This is a genomic window from Bacillus sp. TH25 (assembly GCF_016650935.1).
In the GTDB taxonomy this organism is placed as follows: Bacteria; Bacillota; Bacilli; order Bacillales; family Bacillaceae_G; genus Bacillus_A; species Bacillus_A mycoides.
Genome location: NZ_JAEKEU010000009.1, coordinates 1,198,842 through 1,223,030, shown reverse-complemented (window position 1 = coordinate 1,223,030; position 24,189 = coordinate 1,198,842). Strand labels below are relative to the sequence as shown.

The 24,189-nt window shown below is 30.8% G+C and carries 15 protein-coding genes and 3 pseudogenes; 7 read left to right on the top strand and 11 right to left on the bottom strand.

From position 1 onward, the window contains the following. Positions 1-18 precede the first annotated feature (18 nt). Positions 19-7,617, bottom strand: a complete 7,599-nt coding sequence (locus JFT89_RS10575; RefSeq protein ID WP_201039926.1) for a non-ribosomal peptide synthetase — start codon at positions 7,615-7,617, stop codon at positions 19-21. A 336-nt stretch (positions 7,618-7,953) separates the two neighbouring features. Here JFT89_RS10575 and JFT89_RS10570 point away from each other — a divergent pair. The 3 genes and pseudogenes from JFT89_RS10570 to JFT89_RS10560 all read left to right on the top strand — a co-directional run. Then, a pseudogene (locus JFT89_RS10570) lies at positions 7,954-8,331 on the top strand (aldo/keto reductase); the annotation flags it as partial. Positions 8,332-8,813: 482 nt separating this feature from the next. Beyond that, positions 8,814-10,465, top strand: a pseudogene (locus JFT89_RS10565) (pyridoxal phosphate-dependent decarboxylase family protein). Between the two features lie 104 nt (positions 10,466-10,569). Beyond that, positions 10,570-11,214: a GNAT family N-acetyltransferase gene (locus JFT89_RS10560; protein WP_201039925.1), complete on the top strand. Its 645-nt coding sequence runs from the start codon at positions 10,570-10,572 to the stop codon at positions 11,212-11,214. An 840-nt stretch (positions 11,215-12,054) separates the two neighbouring features. On the opposite strand, the gene JFT89_RS10555 is transcribed toward JFT89_RS10560, so the two are convergent. Together JFT89_RS10555 and JFT89_RS10550 are read right to left on the bottom strand one after the other, a co-directional pair. Further along, entirely contained in the window at positions 12,055-12,465 is a 411-nt protein-coding gene (locus JFT89_RS10555) for a hypothetical protein (RefSeq protein ID WP_201039924.1), read from the bottom strand. Between the two features lie 115 nt (positions 12,466-12,580). Then, the gene (locus JFT89_RS10550) at positions 12,581-12,769 is read right to left on the bottom strand and encodes a helix-turn-helix transcriptional regulator (protein ID WP_078205477.1); all 189 of its coding nucleotides are present in this window, start codon (positions 12,767-12,769) and stop codon (positions 12,581-12,583) included. A gap of 160 nt (positions 12,770-12,929) precedes the next feature. Between JFT89_RS10550 and JFT89_RS10545 the strand changes: the two genes are divergently transcribed. Next, complete coding sequence (locus tag JFT89_RS10545; RefSeq protein ID WP_201039923.1) at positions 12,930-13,253, top strand: helix-turn-helix domain-containing protein; 324 nt, start codon at positions 12,930-12,932, stop codon at positions 13,251-13,253. Positions 13,254-13,407: 154 nt separating this feature from the next. On the opposite strand, the gene JFT89_RS10540 is transcribed toward JFT89_RS10545, so the two are convergent. The 4 genes and pseudogenes from JFT89_RS10540 to JFT89_RS10530 all read right to left on the bottom strand — a co-directional run bounded on the left by JFT89_RS10540 (position 13,408) and on the right by JFT89_RS10530 (position 15,350). Then, positions 13,408-14,031, bottom strand: coding sequence for a hypothetical protein (locus JFT89_RS10540; protein ID WP_201039922.1), 624 nt, complete (start codon positions 14,029-14,031; stop codon positions 13,408-13,410). 48 nt (positions 14,032-14,079) lie between these two features. Next, the gene (locus JFT89_RS30480) at positions 14,080-14,214 is read right to left on the bottom strand and encodes a hypothetical protein (RefSeq protein WP_265328786.1); all 135 of its coding nucleotides are present in this window, start codon (positions 14,212-14,214) and stop codon (positions 14,080-14,082) included. 43 nt (positions 14,215-14,257) lie between these two features. After that, positions 14,258-14,395 (bottom strand): annotated as a pseudogene (locus JFT89_RS10535) (DDE-type integrase/transposase/recombinase); the annotation flags it as partial. Between the two features lie 19 nt (positions 14,396-14,414). Continuing rightward, a complete protein-coding gene (locus JFT89_RS10530) occupies positions 14,415-15,350 on the bottom strand; it encodes a hypothetical protein (RefSeq protein ID WP_201039921.1) in 936 nt (311 codons plus the stop codon). 631 nt (positions 15,351-15,981) lie between these two features. On the opposite strand from JFT89_RS10530, the gene JFT89_RS10525 reads away from it, so the two are divergent. After that, complete coding sequence (locus JFT89_RS10525; protein WP_201039920.1) at positions 15,982-16,755, top strand: hypothetical protein; 774 nt, start codon at positions 15,982-15,984, stop codon at positions 16,753-16,755. A 300-nt stretch (positions 16,756-17,055) separates the two neighbouring features. On the opposite strand, the gene JFT89_RS10520 is transcribed toward JFT89_RS10525, so the two are convergent. The 3 genes from JFT89_RS10520 to JFT89_RS10510 are packed head-to-tail and all read right to left on the bottom strand — an operon-like array spanning position 17,056 to position 20,739. Further along, a complete protein-coding gene (locus JFT89_RS10520) occupies positions 17,056-18,948 on the bottom strand; it encodes a hypothetical protein (RefSeq protein WP_201039919.1) in 1,893 nt (630 codons plus the stop codon). Further along, positions 18,945-19,439: a hypothetical protein gene (locus JFT89_RS10515; RefSeq protein ID WP_201039918.1), complete on the bottom strand. Its 495-nt coding sequence runs from the start codon at positions 19,437-19,439 to the stop codon at positions 18,945-18,947. Before JFT89_RS10515 ends, JFT89_RS10520 begins: the two co-directional genes overlap by 4 nt. Next, positions 19,432-20,739, bottom strand: a complete 1,308-nt coding sequence (locus tag JFT89_RS10510; protein WP_201039917.1) for an ABC-three component system protein — start codon at positions 20,737-20,739, stop codon at positions 19,432-19,434. Before JFT89_RS10510 ends, JFT89_RS10515 begins: the two co-directional genes overlap by 8 nt. 799 nt (positions 20,740-21,538) lie before the next feature. Here JFT89_RS10510 and JFT89_RS10505 point away from each other — a divergent pair. Beyond that, a complete protein-coding gene (locus JFT89_RS10505; RefSeq protein WP_201039916.1) occupies positions 21,539-21,904 on the top strand; it encodes a hypothetical protein in 366 nt (121 codons plus the stop codon). A gap of 133 nt (positions 21,905-22,037) precedes the next feature. Next, the gene (locus tag JFT89_RS10500) at positions 22,038-22,310 is read left to right on the top strand and encodes an HU family DNA-binding protein (protein ID WP_001043941.1); all 273 of its coding nucleotides are present in this window, start codon (positions 22,038-22,040) and stop codon (positions 22,308-22,310) included. 297 nt (positions 22,311-22,607) lie between these two features. Here the strand turns inward: JFT89_RS10500 and JFT89_RS10495 are convergent, their stop codons facing one another. Next, positions 22,608-24,134, bottom strand: coding sequence for an FAD-dependent oxidoreductase (locus JFT89_RS10495; RefSeq protein ID WP_201039915.1), 1,527 nt, complete (start codon positions 24,132-24,134; stop codon positions 22,608-22,610). Positions 24,135-24,189: the final 55 nt, after the last annotated feature.

The window sequence follows — 24,189 nt, the reverse complement described above, 5'->3', positions numbered from 1 at the left end:
CAAAATCGATAGTATATGCTATAACAGTATTGGTTCTTTAATTAATGGTAAATACTCTATACTCATGGCATAATTTAATAACAAATTGATATACTCTTGATTTGGTTTTAAACAATGTACATTCTTCAAATATCCTTGCGTATACAAACAAGATGGTATAGCTACTGATAGCTCTTCTACAGATTCTAATAAAGGCATTATGAGCTCTAAAGCTTTCTGTTCATCAGTAGTTAGACTAGTATTAAAAAACTTCTCTATATACTTTTCTTGCCTCATTAACATTAAATCGTATCCGAAAACTTGTAAACTATTAATAAATTGGTCCCATTTAAGCTGAGTTGGATTACAAATATGCATGGTTTTATTTACTGTGTTGGCCTTATAAGATAGTTCAGTAATGGCTAAACTTCCATAGTCCACAGGTGTTAAATCTACATACGTATTGATTTCAGGTGCTATGTTAGATAAGCATATACCTTTCAATAATCTATAAAAAGCGTTTTCATTAATATTGAATTGAAATTTACCCGTTTTAGAGTTACCCACTAAATTTCCCACACGGTATATAGTAGCACGAACTCCTTTTTCCATTGCCTCTCTGACCATTTTCTCGCCTTGAAACTTACTTTCTAAGTATACATTATCTAAATTTTGCCCTCTATCAAAATTAGACTCAAAGAATTTAAATTCTTTTGGATCGCTTTCAGCTTGTCCTACCACACTTAAAGTCGATATATAATGAAAGCGTGCATTTGTATTCTTAGCTAATTCCAATAAGTATTTTGTAGACTGAACATTTACCTTTTGAAAATGCTCACGTTCTCCATAGTGTCTAACTTCTCCACCACAATGTATTATTGACTCTACGTTACTCTTTAAATGATCCACTTTCTTTGGATCAAGACCTAGATTTATCAAAGATAAATCTCCTTCAATTAATTCTACTCTCTCCTCCAACTTTTGAAGAATTTCTTTACCAAAATAAAATCTCATTCTTTCTTTTAACTTTTCATCAATTACTTGATTCTCATTTTTTCTTACTAAACAGTAAATAGTCGTAGATGGCAACTGTAATAATTGTTCTAAAATATGTGCGCCTAAATATCCTGTTGCTCCTGTAAGGAAAACTGCTTTTGGATAATTCACCATATCTAACTCACATTCTTCTAATTTAGTTCTTTTATAAACCGGATTCGTTTTCGTTTCATTTTCAATACATGCTACATTAAAATTTTTCTCTTTCTTTAACGACATATTTTCCATCTCTTCAATATGAGAGGCTAATTTTTCTATTGTTCTATACTTAAAGAAGTCTTGAATTTTCAAGTTAGGATATAACGGTTTTAATTTAACTAATGCCGGCATAACTTTTAAAGAATGCCCACCTAAATTAAAGAAATCATCTTTTAAGCCAATAGATTTTATGTTTAAAACTTCAGACCATACTTTTGCAATGTTTTTTTGCACTTTAGTTTGGGGCTTAAGTATACAATCATCCTTTTTCTCATTATCAAACTCTATTTCTGGCAGTTTTTCGAAATCAATTTTCCCATTAGCCGTTATTGGTATTTCTAATACATGAGAGTAATATTTAGGAATCATATATTCTGGCAATACATTTGATAAATGTATTGCTAACTTATTTTTCTCTATTTCTATACCGTCCACTGTTTTATAGTAAGCTTGCAATAGCATTCCATCTTTTGTTTGTGTTACAACAGCCTGACTTATCCCCTTAAATTGTAATATTGCATCTACTATTTCCCCTAATTCGATTCTATGCCCTCTAATTTTAACCTGTTTATCTTTTCTTCCCATAAATTCTATATTTCCATTTGGTAACCACTTTGCTAAATCGCCTGTTCGGTATACCCTTTTACTATTATCTTCTGAAAATGGATTTGAAATAAATGCCTGTTTAGTTTTCTCTTCCTGTTTCCAATACCCTTGGGCCAATCCTAAACTCTCAATATATAATTCGCCCATGCCCCCTAACGGACAATGTTGCATATATGAGTTCAATATATGAACCTTTGTATTAGAAATTGGAATACCAATCGGTATACTTCCTAAAAGGTTATTTTCGCATTCTAAGACAGGTATGAAATAATACATCGCTGAAACAGTTGCTTCAGTAGGACCATACTCATTTACCAGTTGCACTTGGTTTTTAAAAGTATTTTGCCAACTCCTAATAGCATTTGTGGATGCAGCTTCCCCTCCCATTATCATGAATCTTAAAGAACGTATCTTTTCGCTATCCAGTTTAGTTAATGAAGTCGATAATTCATTAAAAAATACTGTGGGTAAGTCAGAAATAGTTGCTTGTATTTCTTGAATAGCCTGAGCATATGCGACAGTTGAATAGCGCTGTTCATCACTTAATAAATATAGTTCCGCCCCATTTAACAAGGTAGAAAAAATTTCCGATACAGAAGAATCAAAACTATGGGAATAAAACTGTGTTACTTTATCATTTGGGGAAATATGAAATACTTCATTTCTCCATTCAGCTAAATTTAATACTCCTTTATGAGTTAATAATGTACCTTTTGGTTTGCCTGTTGACCCTGAAGTATAAATTACATATGCCAAGTCATCTGGTTTATTTAAAATTTTAACATCATCATTTATTGTCGTACGATATATATCCTCTATTATTGAAACGTTATAATTACTTGAATTCAAATGATTTTTGTATTTGTAATTCGTTATAATTCTACATGCCTCGCTGTCACTTACTATATAATTAATTCTATCCTCGGGGTATTTTACATCGATTGGTATATAGGCAGCGCCAGCTTTTAATATTCCAATCATAGAGACAATACTATTGATACTTCTATCTAAAAATATGGCTACTTTGTCACCTGTTTTTATACCTTTTTCGAGTAAATGTTGAGCTACTTGATTAGAATTCATATTTAATTGTCTATATGTTAAAGACTCTGTTTCAGTCGCTATAGCAATCCTATTTGATTGTCTTTCTACTTGCTTATAGAATTGCTCCTGTATATTTTGAAAATAAGGATACGGTCTTTCTGTATGATTTACCTTTCTATATAGAGATTCCTCTTCCAGTGATAGGAATGAAAGATTCTCATATGCCACTGTTCTTTGATGAATAAATGCGTCCAGTATATTAAGTAAGTTTTGAGTAAACCTATTAATTGACGCTTCCTTGAAAAGATTAATATTATACTCAAATGAAATCTCTACATAATCCGATCCTTCTTCAACAGCTAAAGAAATGTCAAACTTACTAACATCTTGTTTATTAGGTAACAATTGAAGCTTGTACGCATCATGCTGTTGCAAAATATCTTTCTGATAGCTAAACATTGTAGAAAAGATAGGGTTATTTCCAAAACTTCTATCAGGATTTATTTGCTCAATTACTTTATCAAATGGGTACGATTGGTTTTGGAAAGAATTCAAACATTTTTCTTTAACGACTTGTACTAGTTGTTTTAAATTTTTCACATCATTTAATTGTGTTCTAATAGCTAAAGTATTTACAAAAAATCCTTGTATTTGTTCAAATTCCTGATAATTCCTTCCGGCAACCGGTGTACCTACAATAATATCTTTTTGATCCGTTAGATAGTGTAACAATTGTATATATGCTGCCAAAAATAGCATATACATAGACACATTCTCTTGTTCACATACTTGTTTCAAAGACTCTTTCATTTTATTATCTAACTTCATTTCAAAGACTTTACCTTTATTTGTACTTTGACGATCCCTACTAAAATCTAACGGAAGATTTAGTAGGGGAAGAGGCGCTGCATGCTCGGTCATCCAATAAGATTTTTCTGTATCCCACCGGCCTAATTTTAGCTGCTTCTGTTCCCACTCAACATAATCCACATATCGATTAGGAATAGTTGGTAACTCGGGATTTCTTCGATTAGCAAAGGCATTATATACCTTCATTAATTCATCTAATAAATTCCTTACACTCCACTCATCGGTAATAATATGGTGTAAATTGATATATAAATAGGATCTTTTCTTATCAAGATTAAAAATTCTAATCCGGAAAAGTGGTCCATTTTCCAAATCAAATGGTGTATGATCCGTTTGATTTATTGTTCTACGTATATATTCTTGTTGTTCCTTTTTAGTTATGTGTTCAATATCATCGTGAATAAGGTCAATAGATATTGATTTTAATATGACCTGTCTAGGCTCCCCGTTTTTTTCAATAAACACTGTTCGTAGCATCTCGTGTCGTTCAACTAAAAATCTTATGGCGTCTTGTAAAATATTCTTTTTTAAACTTGGCTCAATATTTATGTGTAGTTGTGTATCATATACTCTATTAATAGCGTTATACTTATTTAAAAACCAGATTCTTTTTTGAGCACTAGATAACTTATAACATTCCTTATCTGCAACCTTTAATACTTGCATATCATGTTCTTCTCTATCCGTATTTACTTCCATTAATTTATCAATGTAAGCAGATAGACTAGCAATTGTTGTATGCTCAAAAATATCTCTAATTTCTATTTTCAAATGAAACTCTTTTTGAATTTGATTTAACACTTGCACAGCAATTAATGAATGTCCCCCAAGTTTAAAAAAGTCATCATCTCTGCTGATTCTATATTTCCCTAAATTTAAAATCTCTGACCATGTTTTTACCAACCTTTTTTCTGTTTCACTTATTGGTGGTACATATTGATTCTTCATATTTTCAAGTAAAGATGGGATTTGTAATTCTAATTTTTTTCTATCAATCTTACCACTTGGTGATAATGGAAATGTTTTAAGGTGAAATACATAATTTGGAGTCATAAAATCTGGTAAACTTTCACTTAAGAATGTTTTTAAGTCCTCTTGTTTTATCTCTGTATTGTCTTTTGATAAATAAAAGCTAGCGATTTTGTCATTTTGATAAGTTACTACTACTGCATCTTTTACCTCTAGGTGTTTAAATAATGCTCTTTCAATTTCATCAAGCTCAATTCGATACCCACGTAGTTTTACTTGATTATCTTTCCTTCCGATAAATTCTAAGTTCCCACTTGGTAAAAGACGTACTAAATCCCCAGTACGATACATTTTTTTATCGCGATTATAGGATTCTTCGAAAGAAATAAATGCCTCTTCTGTTTTTTCCTTTTGATTTATATATCCTTTGGCAACCCCATCACCACCAATGAATAACTCACCTACTACTCCTGACGGACATAACGTGTTGAACGGACTGACCACGAAAACTTTACTATTAGCAATTGGTTTACCTATTGGGATATTAGAACTTTCTTCTTTTATCTCATGATTTACTTCATAAATGGTTGTACATACAGTAGCTTCAGTAGGACCATATGCGTTAAGAACTGGAATCTTTAACCCTAATTTACTTTGCCATTTACGAACTGATTCAGCAGGTATGGTTTCCCCTCCCACAAATACACATTTTAAAGAATTTAATGTAAGCAAGATTTCTTTTGGCATATCAGCTATTAATTTAAAAAATGCAGTTGGTAAAAGAACAAATGTAATACCATTCTTGTTAATTACATTTATAAATTCTTCTGCAGAACGTTTTTCCATTTCAGAAATTAAATGCATTCTTCCTCCGCATAACAAAATAGGAAACATCTCCATAATGGAGGCATCAAAAATCATTGTTGCAAATTGTAAAAATACATCATTTTTGTCTAAATTAAATTGATTCATTAATGAATATGATAAATTAATTACTCCTCTATGTGGTACAACTACTCCTTTTGGTAAACCTGTCGAACCTGACGTGTAGATAATATAAGCTGCATCTTCTATGGTATGTGTAGACGCAATATTTTCTATAGAATTAGTGTAATGAAAATCCTCTAGATAAATTGTATGAATCGCAAAACTTTCAATTAATCCCCTGAATTCTTTCTTTGTAATAATCATTTGACTTTGGCTATCTTTTAATATATATTCTATTCTTTTTTCAGGAAACTTTGGATCAATTGGTACATAAACTCCACCTGATTTTAGTATGCCTAGAATCCACACAATTGTATCGATCTCTCTCACGATAGTAATACTTACACGCTGTCCCTTTTTTATTTCATTTTCACGTAAATAATTCGCAATTTGATTTGACCTTTGCTGCAAGTCATAATAGGTAATCGATTTATCCCCCATTGAAATCGCTATTTGATTTGGCGATTTTAATGCTTGTAGATCGATTAATTGATCTAGTGTTTTTGAATTAGGATATGCAAGAGTATTTAAGTTTATATCTTTGTATAAACGATGATCCTTTTTTAAAAGTAAATCCAATGAATGGATAGGCTCATTTACATTCTTCATTAGTTTTTGTAACAAATATATATATCTTTCAACTAAATCATTCATACTCTCTGGTTTATATAACGCTGAATTATAGTCAACCTCAATTTTATTCTCTGTTTCCCCTTCATATCTCATTATTCTCCAGGTCATGTTAAAAGGATTTACTCTTTTACAATCTGTTAAAACTGTGGACTCAATATCTGGAATTTTCAATTGAGGTATCCTTACCGTATTAAATGCTGTTGAATATATCATATTATGATGTGTATTATTATTTAGATTTAAATCTTTTACTATATGTGAATATGGATTATGTTTATACTTAATAGCCAAATGAACAGATTTGTTCACCTTGTTAAGTATCCCCTTAAATGTATCCCCCTTTTCTATTGTTATACGTATTGGTAATGTATTAACAAAATAACCAAAAGCATTCCCTTCTTCCGTGTGTGGTCTAGTATTAATTGGAATACCTACAATAATTTCTTCAGCGTTTGTCATTTGATGAAGCAAGGCACAATAAGTACTTAACATAACCCGATAGACACTTATGTTATTTCTTTTAGCAAAACATTGTATTTGATAAAATAGATCGGCATCAATATTCTTGCTTATATTTTCATTCGTATATATCGGTTCATTCATTTTATTAATAGTAGCAGGAAACTCTGTAGGAGGTAATTCACCTTGTAAATAATCTTTCCAATAGGATGATCCTTCTCTATATATTGCACACTCAATAAAACCTTCCTCAAATTCTACAAGGCTCTTATAAGGAGATTCTAATACTAAACCCGTATTTTCTTGAAGTAATTCACAATACGTATGAGACAATTGTTGGATAAAAATTCCTAAACTACATCCATCATAAATAATGTGATGAAAAATCATATGTAAAATAAATTCATCTTCACACAATTTAATGATGTGGAATTTAAACAAAGGCCCTTCTTCTAAATTAAATTTCTCATTCACTATAGAGTCAAAGAATTTTTTTAAAATAAATTTTTGTTCTGTGTTTTTAAAAGCAGTTAAATCCTTAATTGGTATATCAAAATCTATACTCTTTTGAATGAATTGTTTAATTTTTTCGTCCCTTTTAATAAATAGTGTACGTAGCGCTGGATGAGATTGCACCATTAAAGTAAGCGCTTTCTTTAGAGTCTCTATTTGAAGATTTCCTTTTAGCTTTATTAGGGCAGCTTCATTGTTCATTCCATTTTCTAATTCCATTTGATGAGCTATCCATAATGCTTCTTGCCCTACTGTAGCATCTAATTCTTCTACAATTTCATATTGCTTTTGTATTTCTTTCATATGAATTTCTCCTTTTATAAATATTTTAAAACGGATAATATTTACAGTTACAACTATATGTACATATTCTACGATTTGTAAATGTATATTTTCCGACTAAATTCAACATTTATTTCGCTTATTGCATAGTTATTAAAATGATGAATAAAATTCATATTTATACCGTAAAAGTTCATACTTTTATTCAATTCAAGCATAAAAAATCATTTAACTAATAATTCTAATTACTTTTTATAAAGTAATCTCATATATATTTATTAAAATATACACTCTAATTTATATCCCGAAAATAAATTCAATAATATTCCAACTGATCACTATACATATTTCTAATAACATAAAGAACCTGAAAAAGCCATCCTTCCTTATATTGAAAAACATAATTTAGGTGCTGTGATTAGAGGTCCACTTAAGATGGGGATTTTAACTGGGAAATTTAATTATGAAACTCAATTTCCAGACGACGATTTAAGAAAAGATTGGCCAAAAGAAAATTGGTTTAAAGATAGCTTAAATAAAGTAGAGAAATTACGTTCACTTATACGATCAAATCGAAGTCTCGCGCAAATCGCCTTACGTTATGTTTTAAGTCACCCAGCCGTTTCAGTTGCTATTCCTTGTGCAAAAAATTCTAATCAGGTTGAAGAAAACTCTTCACATTTGACTCGCCCATTATTATTAAATAATGAAATTGAATTCATAAAAAATCTTTGATCGAATAATTATTGTTCCAAAAAAATTATGCTGATTTTGCTACCAAATCCATACTACTTCTTCTCCACTAGAACATATCTTTAGCACTTCCACCCTATTTTTTTATCTTTCCCCAACAATTTCTACAGTTTATAAGGTAGTTGAACCCTTTTATTCAACTACCTTATAATACGTTCTACATTATATTAAAATATCTACTACACTAGTTGAATACACGCTAGGGCAACATGCAAATTAAATAAACAATTAATTCAGATATATTTTTAGAAACTTCATTATCTCACAATTACTTTTTTAATAATAAATCAAAAAATTTTTCTTTACTTTAAATTCCATAGTTCATATAATTTTCTATGGAATTACATTTTTTTCTAAATAGCTCCTCATTTCTAAGGATTCAAAAGGGCAATTACAAATTATTATACCCTTATGTTTAACCAAGTAAAATAAAAATCTAGTTTTTTACAAGGAGAAGTGACTGCATGCAAGATATTTTAAAACTATTTCCGAGCGTTGACGGAAATGAAGAAAAACAACAACTTTTATTAGAATCTATGCAGAAAATAATTAAAAATCTTGACCAATTAAAAAATGAAGAGCGAGCTACTTTAGGTAAATGTGAGGAAAAATCAGAAGGATACTATAATAGCTTAATTCACCAAAGTCATATACCACTAGCTGGAATCACTATGTCTGAGGTTATAGAAGAGCTAAACCAATTTATGAATGGCCATCCTTATCCCAATAAATACTACTTGTCTAATGCTGTACCACTACCAAGTATTCCATCACTATTGGGTATACTAACCATGGCACTTTTAAATGGTAATGGCGTTTGGGATGTCTATGGACCAGGGGCAGCTGAAGCAGAGGTAAAAGTTGTATCCATGCTTTCAAAACTGATTGGTTATAATCCACATAATAGCGGTGGTTATACAACATGGGGTGGACAAGGTTGTGTATTTTCGAGCTTACGTTTAGCAATTTCTAAACAATTCCCATTAGCAAAAGAACATGGTGCTCCACAAAATGTTTATTGCTTTGCTTCTGAAAATGCACATTATAGTTTATTAAAATCAGCTGAAGCAACTGGCATAGGGTCAAATCACTTAATAAAAGTGAAGACTGATCCTTATACAAATTCTATGGATATAGAAGATTTAGAGGCTAAAATGATACAAGTTATTAAAAATGGCGGTATCCCCCTTTATATTCTAGCTACTATGGGGTCAACAGATACATTTACCATTGATGATATAAAAAAATTAAAGAGAGCGCTGAAGCAATACAAAAAAAATATAAATTAAAACCTATTTATATCCATGGGGATTCTGCGATGGGCGGATTCTATAGTTTCTTTAATAATTATAGTTTTGAAGAAAATTCACTCTCATTTGAACCTAATGTAAAAAATGCCTTACAATACGTACAAGATAAAATGCAATATATGTCCCTTGCAGACAGTGTATGTTTTGATTTTCATAAATTAGGACAAACACCTTATGCTTCAAGTATTTTAATCGTAAAAAATCATACTGATTTACAACTGATGGACATTGAACAAGATGATACACCTTATCTCGGTAATAGATCCTATGGGAGTTATCATACAGGCTATACCTTAGAATGTTCACGAGCTGGTAGTGCTATTCCGATGTATATCAATCTATTAGCCTTTGGTGTTGAAGGATATCAAAAATTACTAGCAAATTATATTCGTGTAAATTTATTATTTAGAGAGAAGTTGCGTGAGGCTCTACCTCAGGTCGCAATCACAAATGATTTTACATATGGACCAATTACAACTTTCCGTTTCTATATGAATGGAGATGGCCAAGAAAATTGGGAAAAAGAACGAATAGGTCTTGCAACAAAAGAAGAGATTGAGGATACAAACCGATTAAATATAGAACTATTTAATTATCTAGGAAAAAATCGCGATCAAGTATTTTTTGGTGATACAACTCGTTCTTGTGTAGTAGATGTAATAAACAGTAGTGATAGAAATCCGATTTCCACATTAAAATTCTTTTCTATCTCTCCATATACAACTGTTGAATGTTTAGATGATATCGTATCATTTCTTTATGGACATATTTCGATTGCTACTAAACAGATTTATTCATATGTTTAATAATCATATTTGTTAGCGCTTTAATAGTTAAATTTAACTAGATTAAATAAAAACCTTTATTCTTATAATTACTATTAACTATATCAGGAAAAGAGGAAAAACATATGAATATAGAGCTACTAGATACACACCACGTGAAAGATGCAGCACATTTACTTGCACATTCTTTTGTGAATAACGAACCTCTTGTAAGCAGTTTACAAATTCCCTTTGCTCCTTTTCACAAAATGTGCGAAGAAATGATAAAGCAAGCTGTATCTCAAGCAATGTCATTTGTAGCAATAGATAATTTTCAAATTGTAGGTGTTCTTTTAACAAGAAAAGTAACCCAGCCACTAATAGATAAAGATAAGGCAAATGAACTATGCCCACAAATGGATCCTATTTTTCAACTTTTAGATACATTAGAAACAGAATCTATTGAGTTTTCTCATTTGGATAAAGAAAAATTGGTCTATCTAGACATGGGCGCTTGTCATCCAGAGTGGATGGGAAGTGGGATAGTCACCAGCCTTCTTTCACATGCAATTCAAGAAATAAGTAAAAAAGATTTTGATTTTATTGCTGCTTGTACAAATAAAATCTCTCAAAACATTCTTAAAAAACTGTTTACGACCTTGGAAATGAATGAAATAGTGTATAGTAATTTTCCTTATAAGGAAACATACCCATTTGCTAACACGACAACTTCTTTAGCAGCTCAATTACTATATATACCTCAATCCCAATTCGTCATTAAAGCCATATAAATTTGTGTAGAAGTCTAGCTGTACTTTTGTACAGCTTCTTTTTTATATAGAGTAAAATAGAAATAGATATTCTTACATAAGTGACACCTTTTACACTTTAACTTCTTCGAATTCAATAGCCACTTTCTCAGCATGCCTTATTTCTCTCCTTAGCCTACCTCAAGATCCCCTTCTATTTATTTCAACATGTTTCATCGTGTTTTAATTTGTTATGCTCCATTATTTCATCTATACAAGTAGCTTAAAAACTTTTTCCTATTTTAATGTCTAATCTTTTACTTCTTAAGTAACGAGCGATACATAGATTCCCACTCTTAAACACTTTAAAACATATTGCCTGATAACCCCTTAATATACCTATAATACTGATGGTTACAAGTCTCTTTCAATTCATTTATCTATTCATATTACATACCCTATAGCTATCTAATCTTCCTTAAAGAATCCCATTTAAAATTCATGATAAAAGGAAACAAGCGTGTCATATTTAGCATTTAAGAAAAGAGTGAGAATTACTGGATTCCCCTTTCTTCTCTTCCTTTTAAGAAGCTCTTTTAAGTCTAATTCAATTGTATTCCTGCTAAATAACATGCTCACTAATCATTAACAATTTGTATAACTGTATAAAGACTATACTAAATTACTAAAGGAATCTCCTTTCCCCTATCGAATTATTGTAGAGGAAAGGAGAGGAATACATGGAAATTCTAGGATTAGATCCTCGAGCATTAGCGACTTTAGGTGCACTTGAATACACCAATCGCCGTAATAAATTAATTGAAGACTCGCAGAATAATTTATACGAATGTAAAGAAATAAAAGAAATACTTCAATCACTTCCTAAAGAGAAGCAGATTGAGGTTCTTGAGAATCAAGCTCACTTTGAAGCTGTGGCAAAGATGATTGAACAAAACAATTTAATTCTTTTAGAACAGATGAAAGCTCTACAGCTAATTCAGAAATAATAAACTTATGATTAATTAATTCTACATATGCTTCCATAAATAATGTATCTTTATTTATATCATCAGCCTCTGTTTTTACAGAGGCTTTTGTTATGCGTTGATTCATATTTTGAATTTGAATAGTTTCTTTTACATGTATGAATAGATCTTCTAGTAAACCTGGTGTAGATTCTAATTCCTGCTTTTCAATTTCCTCTGTTACAGCACTTATAAACTCCCATAGTACTTTTGCACCTAATAGTTCTGCTAATCGTTTTTCACGCATTTCAAATGTTTTCATATTCATATTTAAACACTTCCCTTATCTAATATTTTCTTAAAAATAATTAATAAATTATTTCGTTTTAGGAAAACAATATAGAAATGAAATTCTCACCCTATTAATTACACGTATCGTGACATTAATCTTCAAAAAAAAGAGTCCAATCAAAATTTAGTACCCTAGCTATATTCTTTGCGACAGGAACACTTGGATTTCTTTCACCACTTTCAATCATTGCATACATACTTCTAGATATTCTTGCCTTATATGCAATATAATCTTGTGTTTTCTCTTTATTTTTACGTTTTTCCAATAACCAAAACCTCATTATTCCCCCTCTTTCATTGTCACAAAATGTGTAACTAATGATTATATTACATAATAATAAGTTTAAAATCAATATTTTTTACACATTTCGTGTACTTTATTAAATGTTACATATTGTGACGTTATAATTGATGTAGAAAACACCTAAAAGGAGGTAGCATATGTTTGGCACTAGACTACACACTCTTCGAAAAGAACGCAAACTGCGTCAAGAAGACATGGCAAAACAACTAGGGATTGCTCGAACTACATATGCAATGTATGAACAAGGAAATCGAGAACCTGATTATAATACATTGATAAAATTAGCCACCTTTTTTGAAGTATCTATTGATTACCTCCTTGGTACAACTGAAATAAGACAAATTACAGACGTACAAGATCCTGAGCTTTATCAATGGTTTGAAGATATAAAAAATGCGACTCCTCAAAAGCGTGAGGAATTAAAAAGGTTTTGGGAGTTTATAATACAAAGAGAAGACTAGATTATTTAAAAGACCGCCACCTTGACAGGGGGAGGTCTTGAGTTCGACCCTCTCCGGGGTCATAGTTGTAGAAACCGTATCAAATTATTATTTCGTGCGAACTTCTAGTTGTTAAAAAAAAAGAGTAGTTTGTCACTACCCTTTTCTTATAGTATCACTTGTAAATTGTGGTTACTATTTGATATATATAATTCAGTATAAAGGCAACGAAGATCAAAGCAAACATTAAATTAGGTTCGTTGAGTCTCTCTCTCCATGTTTTAGTTTTTTTGTTTATACGAATGATATTACCACCAACAATTCTGCTGGATAATTCTAATTTATCATAATCACCTACAAGGAGCTTTACAGTTAATTCATCTTTTGGATTTAACAACAAAGGTTTGATTCCCAAATTTTCTCCAGAATTATCGTTATAAATGATGCATTGTAAATCATTTGGACTCTTCTTATATATTTCTGCATCAAACACTTTGGCTGTTCTATAGTAATCTGTAAAATTGATTAAGATATCCGTTTCAAAGTCTTCTTTTCTTATAGGTTCATTACCACTGTTTGATATTTTTAATATAACCAAATTCAAATTATGTTTAACTTCAATATCATCAATATGAATACTAACTCTTTTATGCATTTGTGTAATTAGCGGTGTCGTAGATATTTCTTGATATGATAATTCTTTCTTTTTCTTGTTCTTTCGATAAAAATAGATACTTAAGCAAATGCTCACTACCGTCAGTAAGAAAGCATTTTGCTTTATAAAATTCAAAATTTCCAATAGTACATTCTCTCCATTCTTTTGTTGTAAAAAGTAGTAATTCTTATTTTATTGATATATACGATTATCTACTGTTTTATAATCCATAACCATTTCTTCAAAATTTATTCTCTCTTTTTCCGTTAGATCACCAATATCTAAATCTATTACTTCTCCACTCGAATATTTGTCTACAATTCTCATTTTTAGCTATTTCTCTTAATCATTAATTATATCTTTAGTAAACCCTATGATCTCTTGTTTTGCTTAAATAAAAACCAATTGTATTTCCTTTTGAACCAATAACACGGTATAGGTACGTCCATTGATCTTTGACTTTCAAATACGCATCCTTGACTCGCCAAGAACCATTGGTTGATAAAAGTGGCATCATCCGTGCTTATTTAATCTTCCCCCCATATAGACTGATAAAACTCTTTGCCTTCCCTTGATATATCGATATTCTGTATTAAATCCTTATTATAGTTGAAACTATTCTGTGTTTCTCTATGTAAAATAGGAAATTCAGATATATCATCTATAGAGAGTGCCTGCCAAACCTTTTTTATAATTTCTCGATTCTCTACATCAATAAATTTATAATTGCTCATAATTGGTTGAATAGTTGATAAATGTTGATCATCCTCTTCCCAATTCACCCATTCAGCAATGACACCAATAGTATTAAAATCAGGATCTTTGGGTAAAACTGACAAAATAATATCTTGAATTTGTATAGGCAAATCTTCCATCACACCTTGTACCATATTTCGTACAACCATATGATCTAAAACTACAATAATCACTCCCTTTTCCCCAGACATTTCTATTTGTTTAACAGCCTTTATTATGTTCTGTAAAAGAGCTAACTTAGAAGCAGGTGCCTTTACTTCTACTACAAATGTCCCCGTGTTTAAAATAAAATCGGGTTCCCCCTCCCCCCCCTCATTAAAGCTTAGACCACCTTCGAGTAGTCTTACTGCAATGGCTAATTGCAGTTCAAAGTTTCTAAAATAATTGCCAGTTTCGCCGGACTGATAGGCACCTGTTTCGCCAAAATCTCCACCAACCAGCATATTTTTAGCAACGGTATCTGCTAAATGACCGTTTTCCAATTTATCCAATGCCCATAAAGTATATGCAGTTTCACCAAAAGATTTTAATAGGGGCTTATTCTCTTCAAACTTTTCATCTGCTATAATCTTTTTCACATAACTGAGCAAACCATTTATTCCATCTATACCATTCAAGTTATTTCTAATACAAAATTTTTCTACAACATCCACTACAAAATTAATGTCTTTTGTTCTCCACTCATCTATAAAACTTTCAAATAGCATTGAATGCTTCATCTCCTTTTAATTAAATCGGTAGCTAAACTTATGAATCTTTTCGCTTCATAATAGAATCCGTAAATTTATTAACATATATTTATCATATTAGATAAATATATCATAAACTTTTCATAACATCATGCGTGGCTCGCCCAATTCTTTAAAAATGTTTTCTAATTACATTACTAACAATTTCTGCTATTCATTGTTCTGTTGCAAAGTTCCCTAAAAAACAAACAGAAACATAAAAATATGAGGAAAGATTATATGATTATTAGAAATTGTTGCAATTCATGATACAAAAAAGGTGGATTCTGTTTGGGCTATTCATCTTTGTTTATATAAGGCATGAAGCATAACGAATTCATTAAAGTTCTACTGAATTGGAAAAATAACACTATGCATGTCAGTGCTCCTGCTCTATAAGATTGATTAAACATTTGATTATGTAATGAGTCGTATGTTTTCAGAAGCCCTTTCCCATTAAATCCTTGATTGAATATCTCCACAAAATGTTATGAAAATACTTAATCTCAATTTTAGAAAGGATTTATGCATAGCAGATACCTAAATATTAATAAATAGTGATATAATAATAAATATTTCAAACCATCCCAAAAGGAGGATTTATAAATACATGTCATTTAACGAAATTGCTGACATAGCTAAAATTGTAGGTGCAGCTGTAGGAGTTTTGGGGATTATAAAAGGATTTAGTAACCTCTATCTTGAAGCGTCTACAACCGAAGAATTTGATCAATTATTTAAAGATAAAACTAAACGTAAGCAAATGGACATTTTTACGTTTGTGCAAAGTATAGCCCTTTCAGGAATATTTGTTTTTATTCTCCCTGCACTTTATTTTAAATTTTTCATTCCTAGGATACCAAATAATTATTTTTTGATTTTAAAACCATTACATAAAGGGATTGAACTCTCTTTTTATTCCTTATTTCTAATACTGGTAATAATAACAGCTATTCTGCCCTTTATTAAACCTAAAAAATACGGTCTATTCTGTAATGCTATTAGATGGCTTGCCATACTCAACATGATCAATTTTATGATTTTTTATTGGGCTTTTTTCAATATCAATTTTAATATAATACAAAATAACAAAGAGGATTTTATATTATTCGTTATATTCATACCTTTGTTTATGAGCTTTTTTTATAAATACCTTAATCAACAACTGATAGATAAACATAAAACACAATATCTTGTAGAAAATTTAAGTGAAGAACAAATAGAAGAGTTGGAATTAATACACAATTTTATTTTCGATGATAAAAGAAGTGTACTCCATGAAAAGTACAAAGAGGAAGAAGGAACTTTTTATGTATGCGATTTTTCATCCAAAGTGTATTTAAAATACTCAAAAATGAAAACAAGAAAATCCTCTTCTAATTAAAAGTATCAGTATTGAAGATACACAGACTCCCCCACTTTTTCTCCAAAATAAGGTTGTCCAGACATACCATCGAACGTATCTATTGTTTTCTTAAACTGTTTTTGCATTATTTTTCTGTGCTTTCTAACCATGTACTGTGTTTTCATCTCAATCACACTTCTAATTGTAAAATTTTGTATTTATCCTTCTTACAAAAGTTATTATATATAGAACATCTCAAAACGGAAACCAAATTCGAAAAAAACTTTTAAAAAATAAAAACTCGCTAGTTTTAGCGAGTTTTTGGTACATTATAAAAAATTATTTCTCATTTAACCTAGGATTAATAAGCCCACGCATTTCTGTTCTATAGAATTTATACTTATTGTATTTTTGTACAAATGGAGGTGGGGTATTTTCCACTACAATTATTTGTATATGTTCTGATAACTTAATTAAGAATTCATAAATTGCTTTATAACTTTCTGGATCTAGTGTATCTGCATTTTCACCTTCACTATTAGTCCCCATATATTTACTTAATGAATCTAATAGCAGAAATCCAGGGTGATTTTGTCTCTCTGGAAATTTACTTTTCCAGAGTAAGATTGCTCCTAAATAGGATAATTGTATACTCATCAATAGACCGCCACTATCATGTGAAAAAACACTTGCATTATTATACCATGGCATATACGATTGTTCATCTATATATGCTTTTTCTGCTGTCGCAGGATATTTAAATTTCTGTAATAATTCAATATATTTCTTATTCAAAAATTCTAATATTACTTCCTTATCTTCCACTTCATTCAGTAAACTCTGCAAAGAGGCCTCTAGTACTCCAAGCTTCTTTTTATATTCCTCTTCCTCTATCTCAAGTTGTCTTATTTTCTTATGTACCCCTACTAACTCTTTATATGAATTTAATTTACTATCTAATTCGATTATAATTCGATTAATCACTTCAATTTCAGAAAAATTTGGTATAGATATTTTTTGAGTATACTCTTCTAATGCAATAGATAGAACCTTTTCTCGGTTTTCAAAATTAGCATATTCCTTCTCTAAATCATTTATTTTTTCATTTACTAGGGCAATTGTATTATCTAAGATTTTTATTTTTCCCTCTAATTGTTTTCTCAATTGATCAGTAAGATTATAATCAAATATATCTTCATCTTTATGTATAAGTTCAGAGTTACATAATGGACAATTTTTTATATGATTTTCAATCTTTACTAAATGCATAACTTCCACAGTAGCACTTAATTGTTTTAATTCTTCCTGATAATGAGTCATTAACTCTTCCTTACTTGTTAAAGAAATGTTTAAATCTCTTTTCTGCCTAAGAATCTCTTTCTTTTTGTTAACCACTTCTAATGTTTCCTGTTTTAGCTTTTCATACATTGATGACTGCTTTTTGTTAGCTTCTTTATATGCAGATACATATCCTTGTTTTTCGGATTGCTTATCTTCAATTTTAGAATTCAACTCATCTATATCTTCTTGTAGTTGGATAATATCTTCAGCATCCCTTACATCTAAATACTGTTGAAATGTATTAATATCTTTCTTACATTTTTCAATTAAATTTGTAGTATTAGCTATTTCCTCATTTATACTATTTGCATCTGGGCTTAACAAGTTATGTATTAATTCGAACGTCGGGGTATTCTTATAAGAAGTAAATTTATCATTATTCTTTAAAAAAATATTAGTTCCTATTTCTTGTTGTGGGATAAAAGCAAACCTCATAATGTCTCTAAAAGATAGGCGCTCAGTTGTTTTCTCATTTGACTTCGCCTTACTCTTAATCCTATTTATAATTGGAATATCTAATAATCCAAACAAAATAGCTCCTAATTCACCATAATCTATAACCTTTGGTAAATAAGATTTTCTTTCATCATAAGTAGAATAATACAAGTAAATTTTTGTATGATTTTTCTTTAGTGGTCTTAATATTGTAATTTGTTGGTCCGGCAATTCAATTTCTAAATAAACCTCATTGCAATATAATCCTAATTCTTCTTGTACATTAAAATTAAATTTGTCCCTCTTCCCTAAACAGTAATCTATTAACTTAAGAACTAAAGATTTCCCCGACCAACCATCTCCAGAAATAATCGTTAAAGATTTATCGAATGATATGGTTCTTTTATATTCATCTCCTTCAATAATTAATTTATTTATTTTTATTTTCTTGTTCATAAGATTCCACCTTGCAATATAGATAAATTGGATTTATTAAATTTCACTTGTAATTTTATTTTTTCCATCCTCGAAATTAAATGTTTGAAAAATATATTTTCCAAATTCTCTATTTTTTCAATACCAATTAAAGAAATTTTCACTTTAAAATTGTAATCAATCTTCTTTTTAGTTGGTATAAAAGATATTAATTCTAAGTTACTTGCTTTTAATATTAATAATCTAATTTTAGGCTCGTAATAATAATAATTATTTTCAACACTTGAATAGATATCCTTATTTTCTTGTTCAAAAACCTTTAAAATATGTTTGAAATTATCTGAAGTAGCAATACTTAAATAAAATGTCAATTCGTCTACAGATACACCGTTTCTCCTTTCACGGAATTCATACAATACACACAGCATATTGAACATATCTAATAGATTATTATTGTATAGAAAGTCGATTGATAATGGTAATTTCCTTTCATTTCCTGTAAGTTCAGACATCCAATTCCCTCTTCTCTCCCCACCAAACATCTTCTTTTATATCATCAGCAAGTATATGCACAAATCCCTTATTTTCTGACTCTAGAGGTTTAATCTTATGCATTTGTTCTTCGTATCGTCCATAATTTACTGAATTCAATGCTGAATGTACTGAATCTATTAATATCTGACTCTCACCTTTTGGTAAGTATTCAGCTTTATATAGCTCTTTATACTTTATATCTACTATTCTTAAAAGAGATCTAATAAACCCTTCCTCATAATTATTTCTTCTCAAATACCTAAGATAAGATTCTGCCTGAAAGAAATAATCCTTACTTAACTCCAAAGTAAACTTATCAATTTCTTCAAGTTTTATCTTTTTACAAAATAAACTCCTATCTAATTCTTCTTTATCTTCCAATTCTAACTTCTCTAAAAAATGGCTACCCCCAGAGGAAGATGAATTATCTATTTCACCACTATCTTTTTTTTTACTTATTTCTTCCAACAGTTTACGAATTTCTATCACATGCTCTTCATCGGTTGTAGCTTCGTAACTTAACACCTCAACTCGATACCTACTGTTTAAATCCTGTATAAGAGATTGTGATGGCTTATTTAAAATAAGATAATGTTTTGAATGATAATCCGTAACATAAGATTCAAAGAAATTTTTAATATATTCATCATCAAATGAAAAACCAATCATTAAAAAATGATAATTTGCATATAGCAAAGAGAAAAATCTTTCAAATTTATTATTTGAATATAAATCTTGGTATTTCTGATTGGTCATAACAATTGTTCCAGTATCATGGATGTCTCCATGTAAATGCCAAATTCTCTTTGTAAAACTCTGATCATTCAATTCTTCGGCACTAATAGTAGTAGAACATAAATTTTGAGCTATAAATCCTTTTTGGCCTAAGTAGGTTCGTAAAAAATCATCATAATTAGTAGTAACTACAGTGTTAAAATCTAGATTTGCTAAATCCACATAGTTATGAGATCGAGGAGCATCAAGTTGTATTCGCTTCTCTCTTATTATATTTTTAATTTCTTCTTGAATGTCCCTTTCCGTTAAAGAGTAGATATTCATTAAATATTGAAGGGCAAAATCATAATCACCTTTTTCAATTAATGCTACAACTGGCTTGTGAAAGCTTTCATCATCCTTAAATCGATTAGAAATCTCTTTAATCATTTGTCCCCATGTAGGAATTTTAAAAGGATATGATAAACCTGCACCAACAAATGGTATTAATTTTTTATCAGCATAAAGCCCTTGAAGGTCTTGTATTAATCTTTTTTGCTTCAACCCTTATTCTCCTCACAAATTCTTTTTTATGAATATTTTACCATGAAAAATAAGTTTATGAGGGGAATATTATCAAATGATGGAGGTTAGAAATTTAGAATAATATGATAATTACAAAAATAAAAATTTCAACAGATTACATGACATTAACCGCAAAATATAAAGGAACTGTTTATGGAGTATTAACAGCAAATGAATCCAAAATCGTTATTGGAACAAATAATCTTCAACAATGAAGCAAACTTACTAAAACAACTTTATCTTAGCAAATTTCATCTCCCCTTCTTAACCTCTTCATTTTAATCGGGAATTTGAGAAAGAAAATGCCTCAAATAAAAGGATTATCTCTTTTCTTATTCCAAATTAGTTATATTATTCCATATAATAAGAATATACATATATCCTACTACACTTCAAGAGGGCCTTTATCTTGAACTATGGCTTGGCTGGAACTATTGAACAGTTTAAGCAATTAGATATGCAGTTTTTTGTTAAACAATTGCTAGATCATGTCTATAAAGCAAAAGTAAACAATATATAGATTTGAATTATATTTCTCAACAACCAAAATTACTTAATGTGATAAAATAATAATTGGATTGGCATCCAATACCATATTACGATGGTTCCAGTCGCAGGAAGGCACCTTTGGGTGTCTTTTCTTTTGCTTGAAACACATTCTGCCAAAATACCTGTATCTTTGTTGAATCACGACTCATATAATCCAACAAACTTCGTATATATAATTTGTTACCCTAAATGGGTTGACAATACGAACAGTTATAGGAGGATTTTGTGAATGGTAAAAACAGCTTGTGTAAGTATTATTACTGGAATTCTTTTAATATGTTCAACAGGATGTGCCACTCAAACTGATTCTATTACAGCTAAAACTCAATCAATAGATGATGGCACATATACAACAAAAGAGATCACAGACGCATTTCCTGTAGGAACCCCCATAACTACTTACATTCGAAAAGAAGAAAAACTGAACGTAAAACATCTCACCAGTATTACACTTACAGATGGTGGCGTCGGTAGAGTTCTGGAAACAACAGATGGTTTTGTTGTTGTATGTGGGAATGAAAAAGGAGTTTTTGATGTGTTAATATTTAAAACTATGGAAGATGTAAAGAAATATGAACAGAGTTTAGCGCGATAATTAATATCCTTCTTATGCCTTTTACACAGAAATTGTCCTCTAGCTCTTGCTATGGCTTTTCCTATGTATAATTGCATCATGAGTAATCACACGTTATAATAGTCACCTAATTACATATGAAGAGGTGCAGAAAATGAATAAAACAGAATTAACAAAAGTAGTAGCAGAAAAAGCTGAACTTACACAAAAAGATGCTGCTGCAGCAACACAAGCGTTATTAGATACAATAACAAATGCGTTAGCAAATGGAGAGAAAGTACAGATTCTTGGTTTTGGTACATTTGAAGTACGTGAAAGATCTGCACGTACAGGACGTAACCCACAAACAGGTGAAGAAATGCAAATCGCGGCTTCAAAAGCACCTGCTTTTAAGGCTGGAAAAGAATTAAAAGAGGCAGTGAAATAATTATACATATTGAAAAGGGTTTGATATTCATATCAGGACCCTTTCAATAGCCTTTTTGTTCATAAAATAAAAAAGTATCATCCAATATATATTAGATGATTCCTCCTCTCCCACCTACCCACTGGTCTGTGACCCTTCACGCTCCTTGAGGAAGGAGTCTTCTTGGCTAAAATGATAAAAAGAAACATATACCTGCAGAAAATAAGAGGTTATGTTTCTTCTTTGATATAGTGTGTAAGATATACAAAATTAGAGTATATCTAATACAAATATTCATTGATTTGTACTACCTTTTCCTCATTTGGCATTAGAAATTGAAATGGAAGAGAATAGATTTGGAATGCTATTCTCAAAAGCTAATGTAAAGGAAGGGATTAGTTCATGTATTCTTTCTTGCAGTGATCTCTTATCTACTTCTCCAAGTTCGTTCAAAAGTTCATTCCCTTCCAAAGTATCATCCTCAGTGATTAACATGCTTAACATATCTGAGTTAATGATTTCATGAGGCGAATAAACTAGCCCATTCATCATTATATATTTTTGGAGCATGGTAGAATTACCATCCCTTGCTTGCTTTAAAGCTTGTTTAAGATATAAATCAAAATATTTCTGTGTAAATTTCACACCTTTTAGTGGAACTGCTCCTACATGTTCAACACCTTCCCAACGTAAATCCGCAATTGAACTCAGCCACCATGCCGGCTCAATAGCCTGTTGCATACGTTGCAGCACTTTGCGTTCGAATCCGGGTTTATGAGTAGAATGTTCTTTTAAACAAGTATCTAACATTTCAGCTTCAATGGCGGCTACGGTCATCCCTTGTCCATAAATGGGATCAAAGTTACAAAAAGCATCACCTAACACTAATAATCCAGATGGCCAATTTTCCATTTGTTCAAAATGTTGACGAGTTGATTCATGCGCTCTAAATCCTCTTGGGACACTAATTGGATCTAACTCTTTGATTAACTCCCTCATCATAGGGGTAACTAATGAATCCAGTTCTTTTTCATATTCTTTTGAATTGGTTGGTGGATAGTGCGTACCTCCAGCAACAAATAGTAGCGCTTGAGCTATGTTATCTTCAATATATAATAGTCCTACAGCACCCACGCTTTTAGCAGGATCTCCTTCAGAAATTGCACTCAATTTCTCTTTGATATGTGGGGGTACTTTATAATATCTCGTGCTATATCCAAAATTCACCTTTAAACGTTCTGGTTCTGGAACATCATATCCCATAGATGTAAGCCATTTATTGAGTTTAGATTGACGACCACATGTGTCAATTACCAAATCAGTTAACACAGTTCGCTTTGTTTTTAATTCATCTCGTTCTTGAATATTGATCCCAATAACGCGCTTGTGATCAGACGAAGTTAGAAGACCTGTCACCGCTTGCTTTGAATGAAAATGTACATTAGGAATTTCTTGTACACGTTGGCGGATTGTCCATTCTAACAACGCTCGACTGCTCGCTGCACCTTTTCGTTCTATAACTAGTTCAAGTGCCCCATAAGGAGAAAATCGAATCATTTTATCATTCTTGACATTATGGGCCCCTAGATTTAATAAATCATCAACATATCCAGGAAAGAAACGGTTCATAATTATTTCTCCGCGTGGTAATACACGATGAGGATGAAAGTCTTGGGGTGTACCTGGACGTTCAGATGGTTTTTGAGGTAACTCATCTTTTTCAACAACTATCACTGTCTCAAAATAACTGGAAAGCACGCGTGCAGTAAGCAAACCTGCAATACCAGCTCCAATCACGAGTGCCTTTTCTCTTTTTTGCTGTTGATATAGTAATTGATTATCCATCAATAATCTCTCCTCTTCCTAAAAAGTATATTTGTTCAGCATGAATCTATTAAAA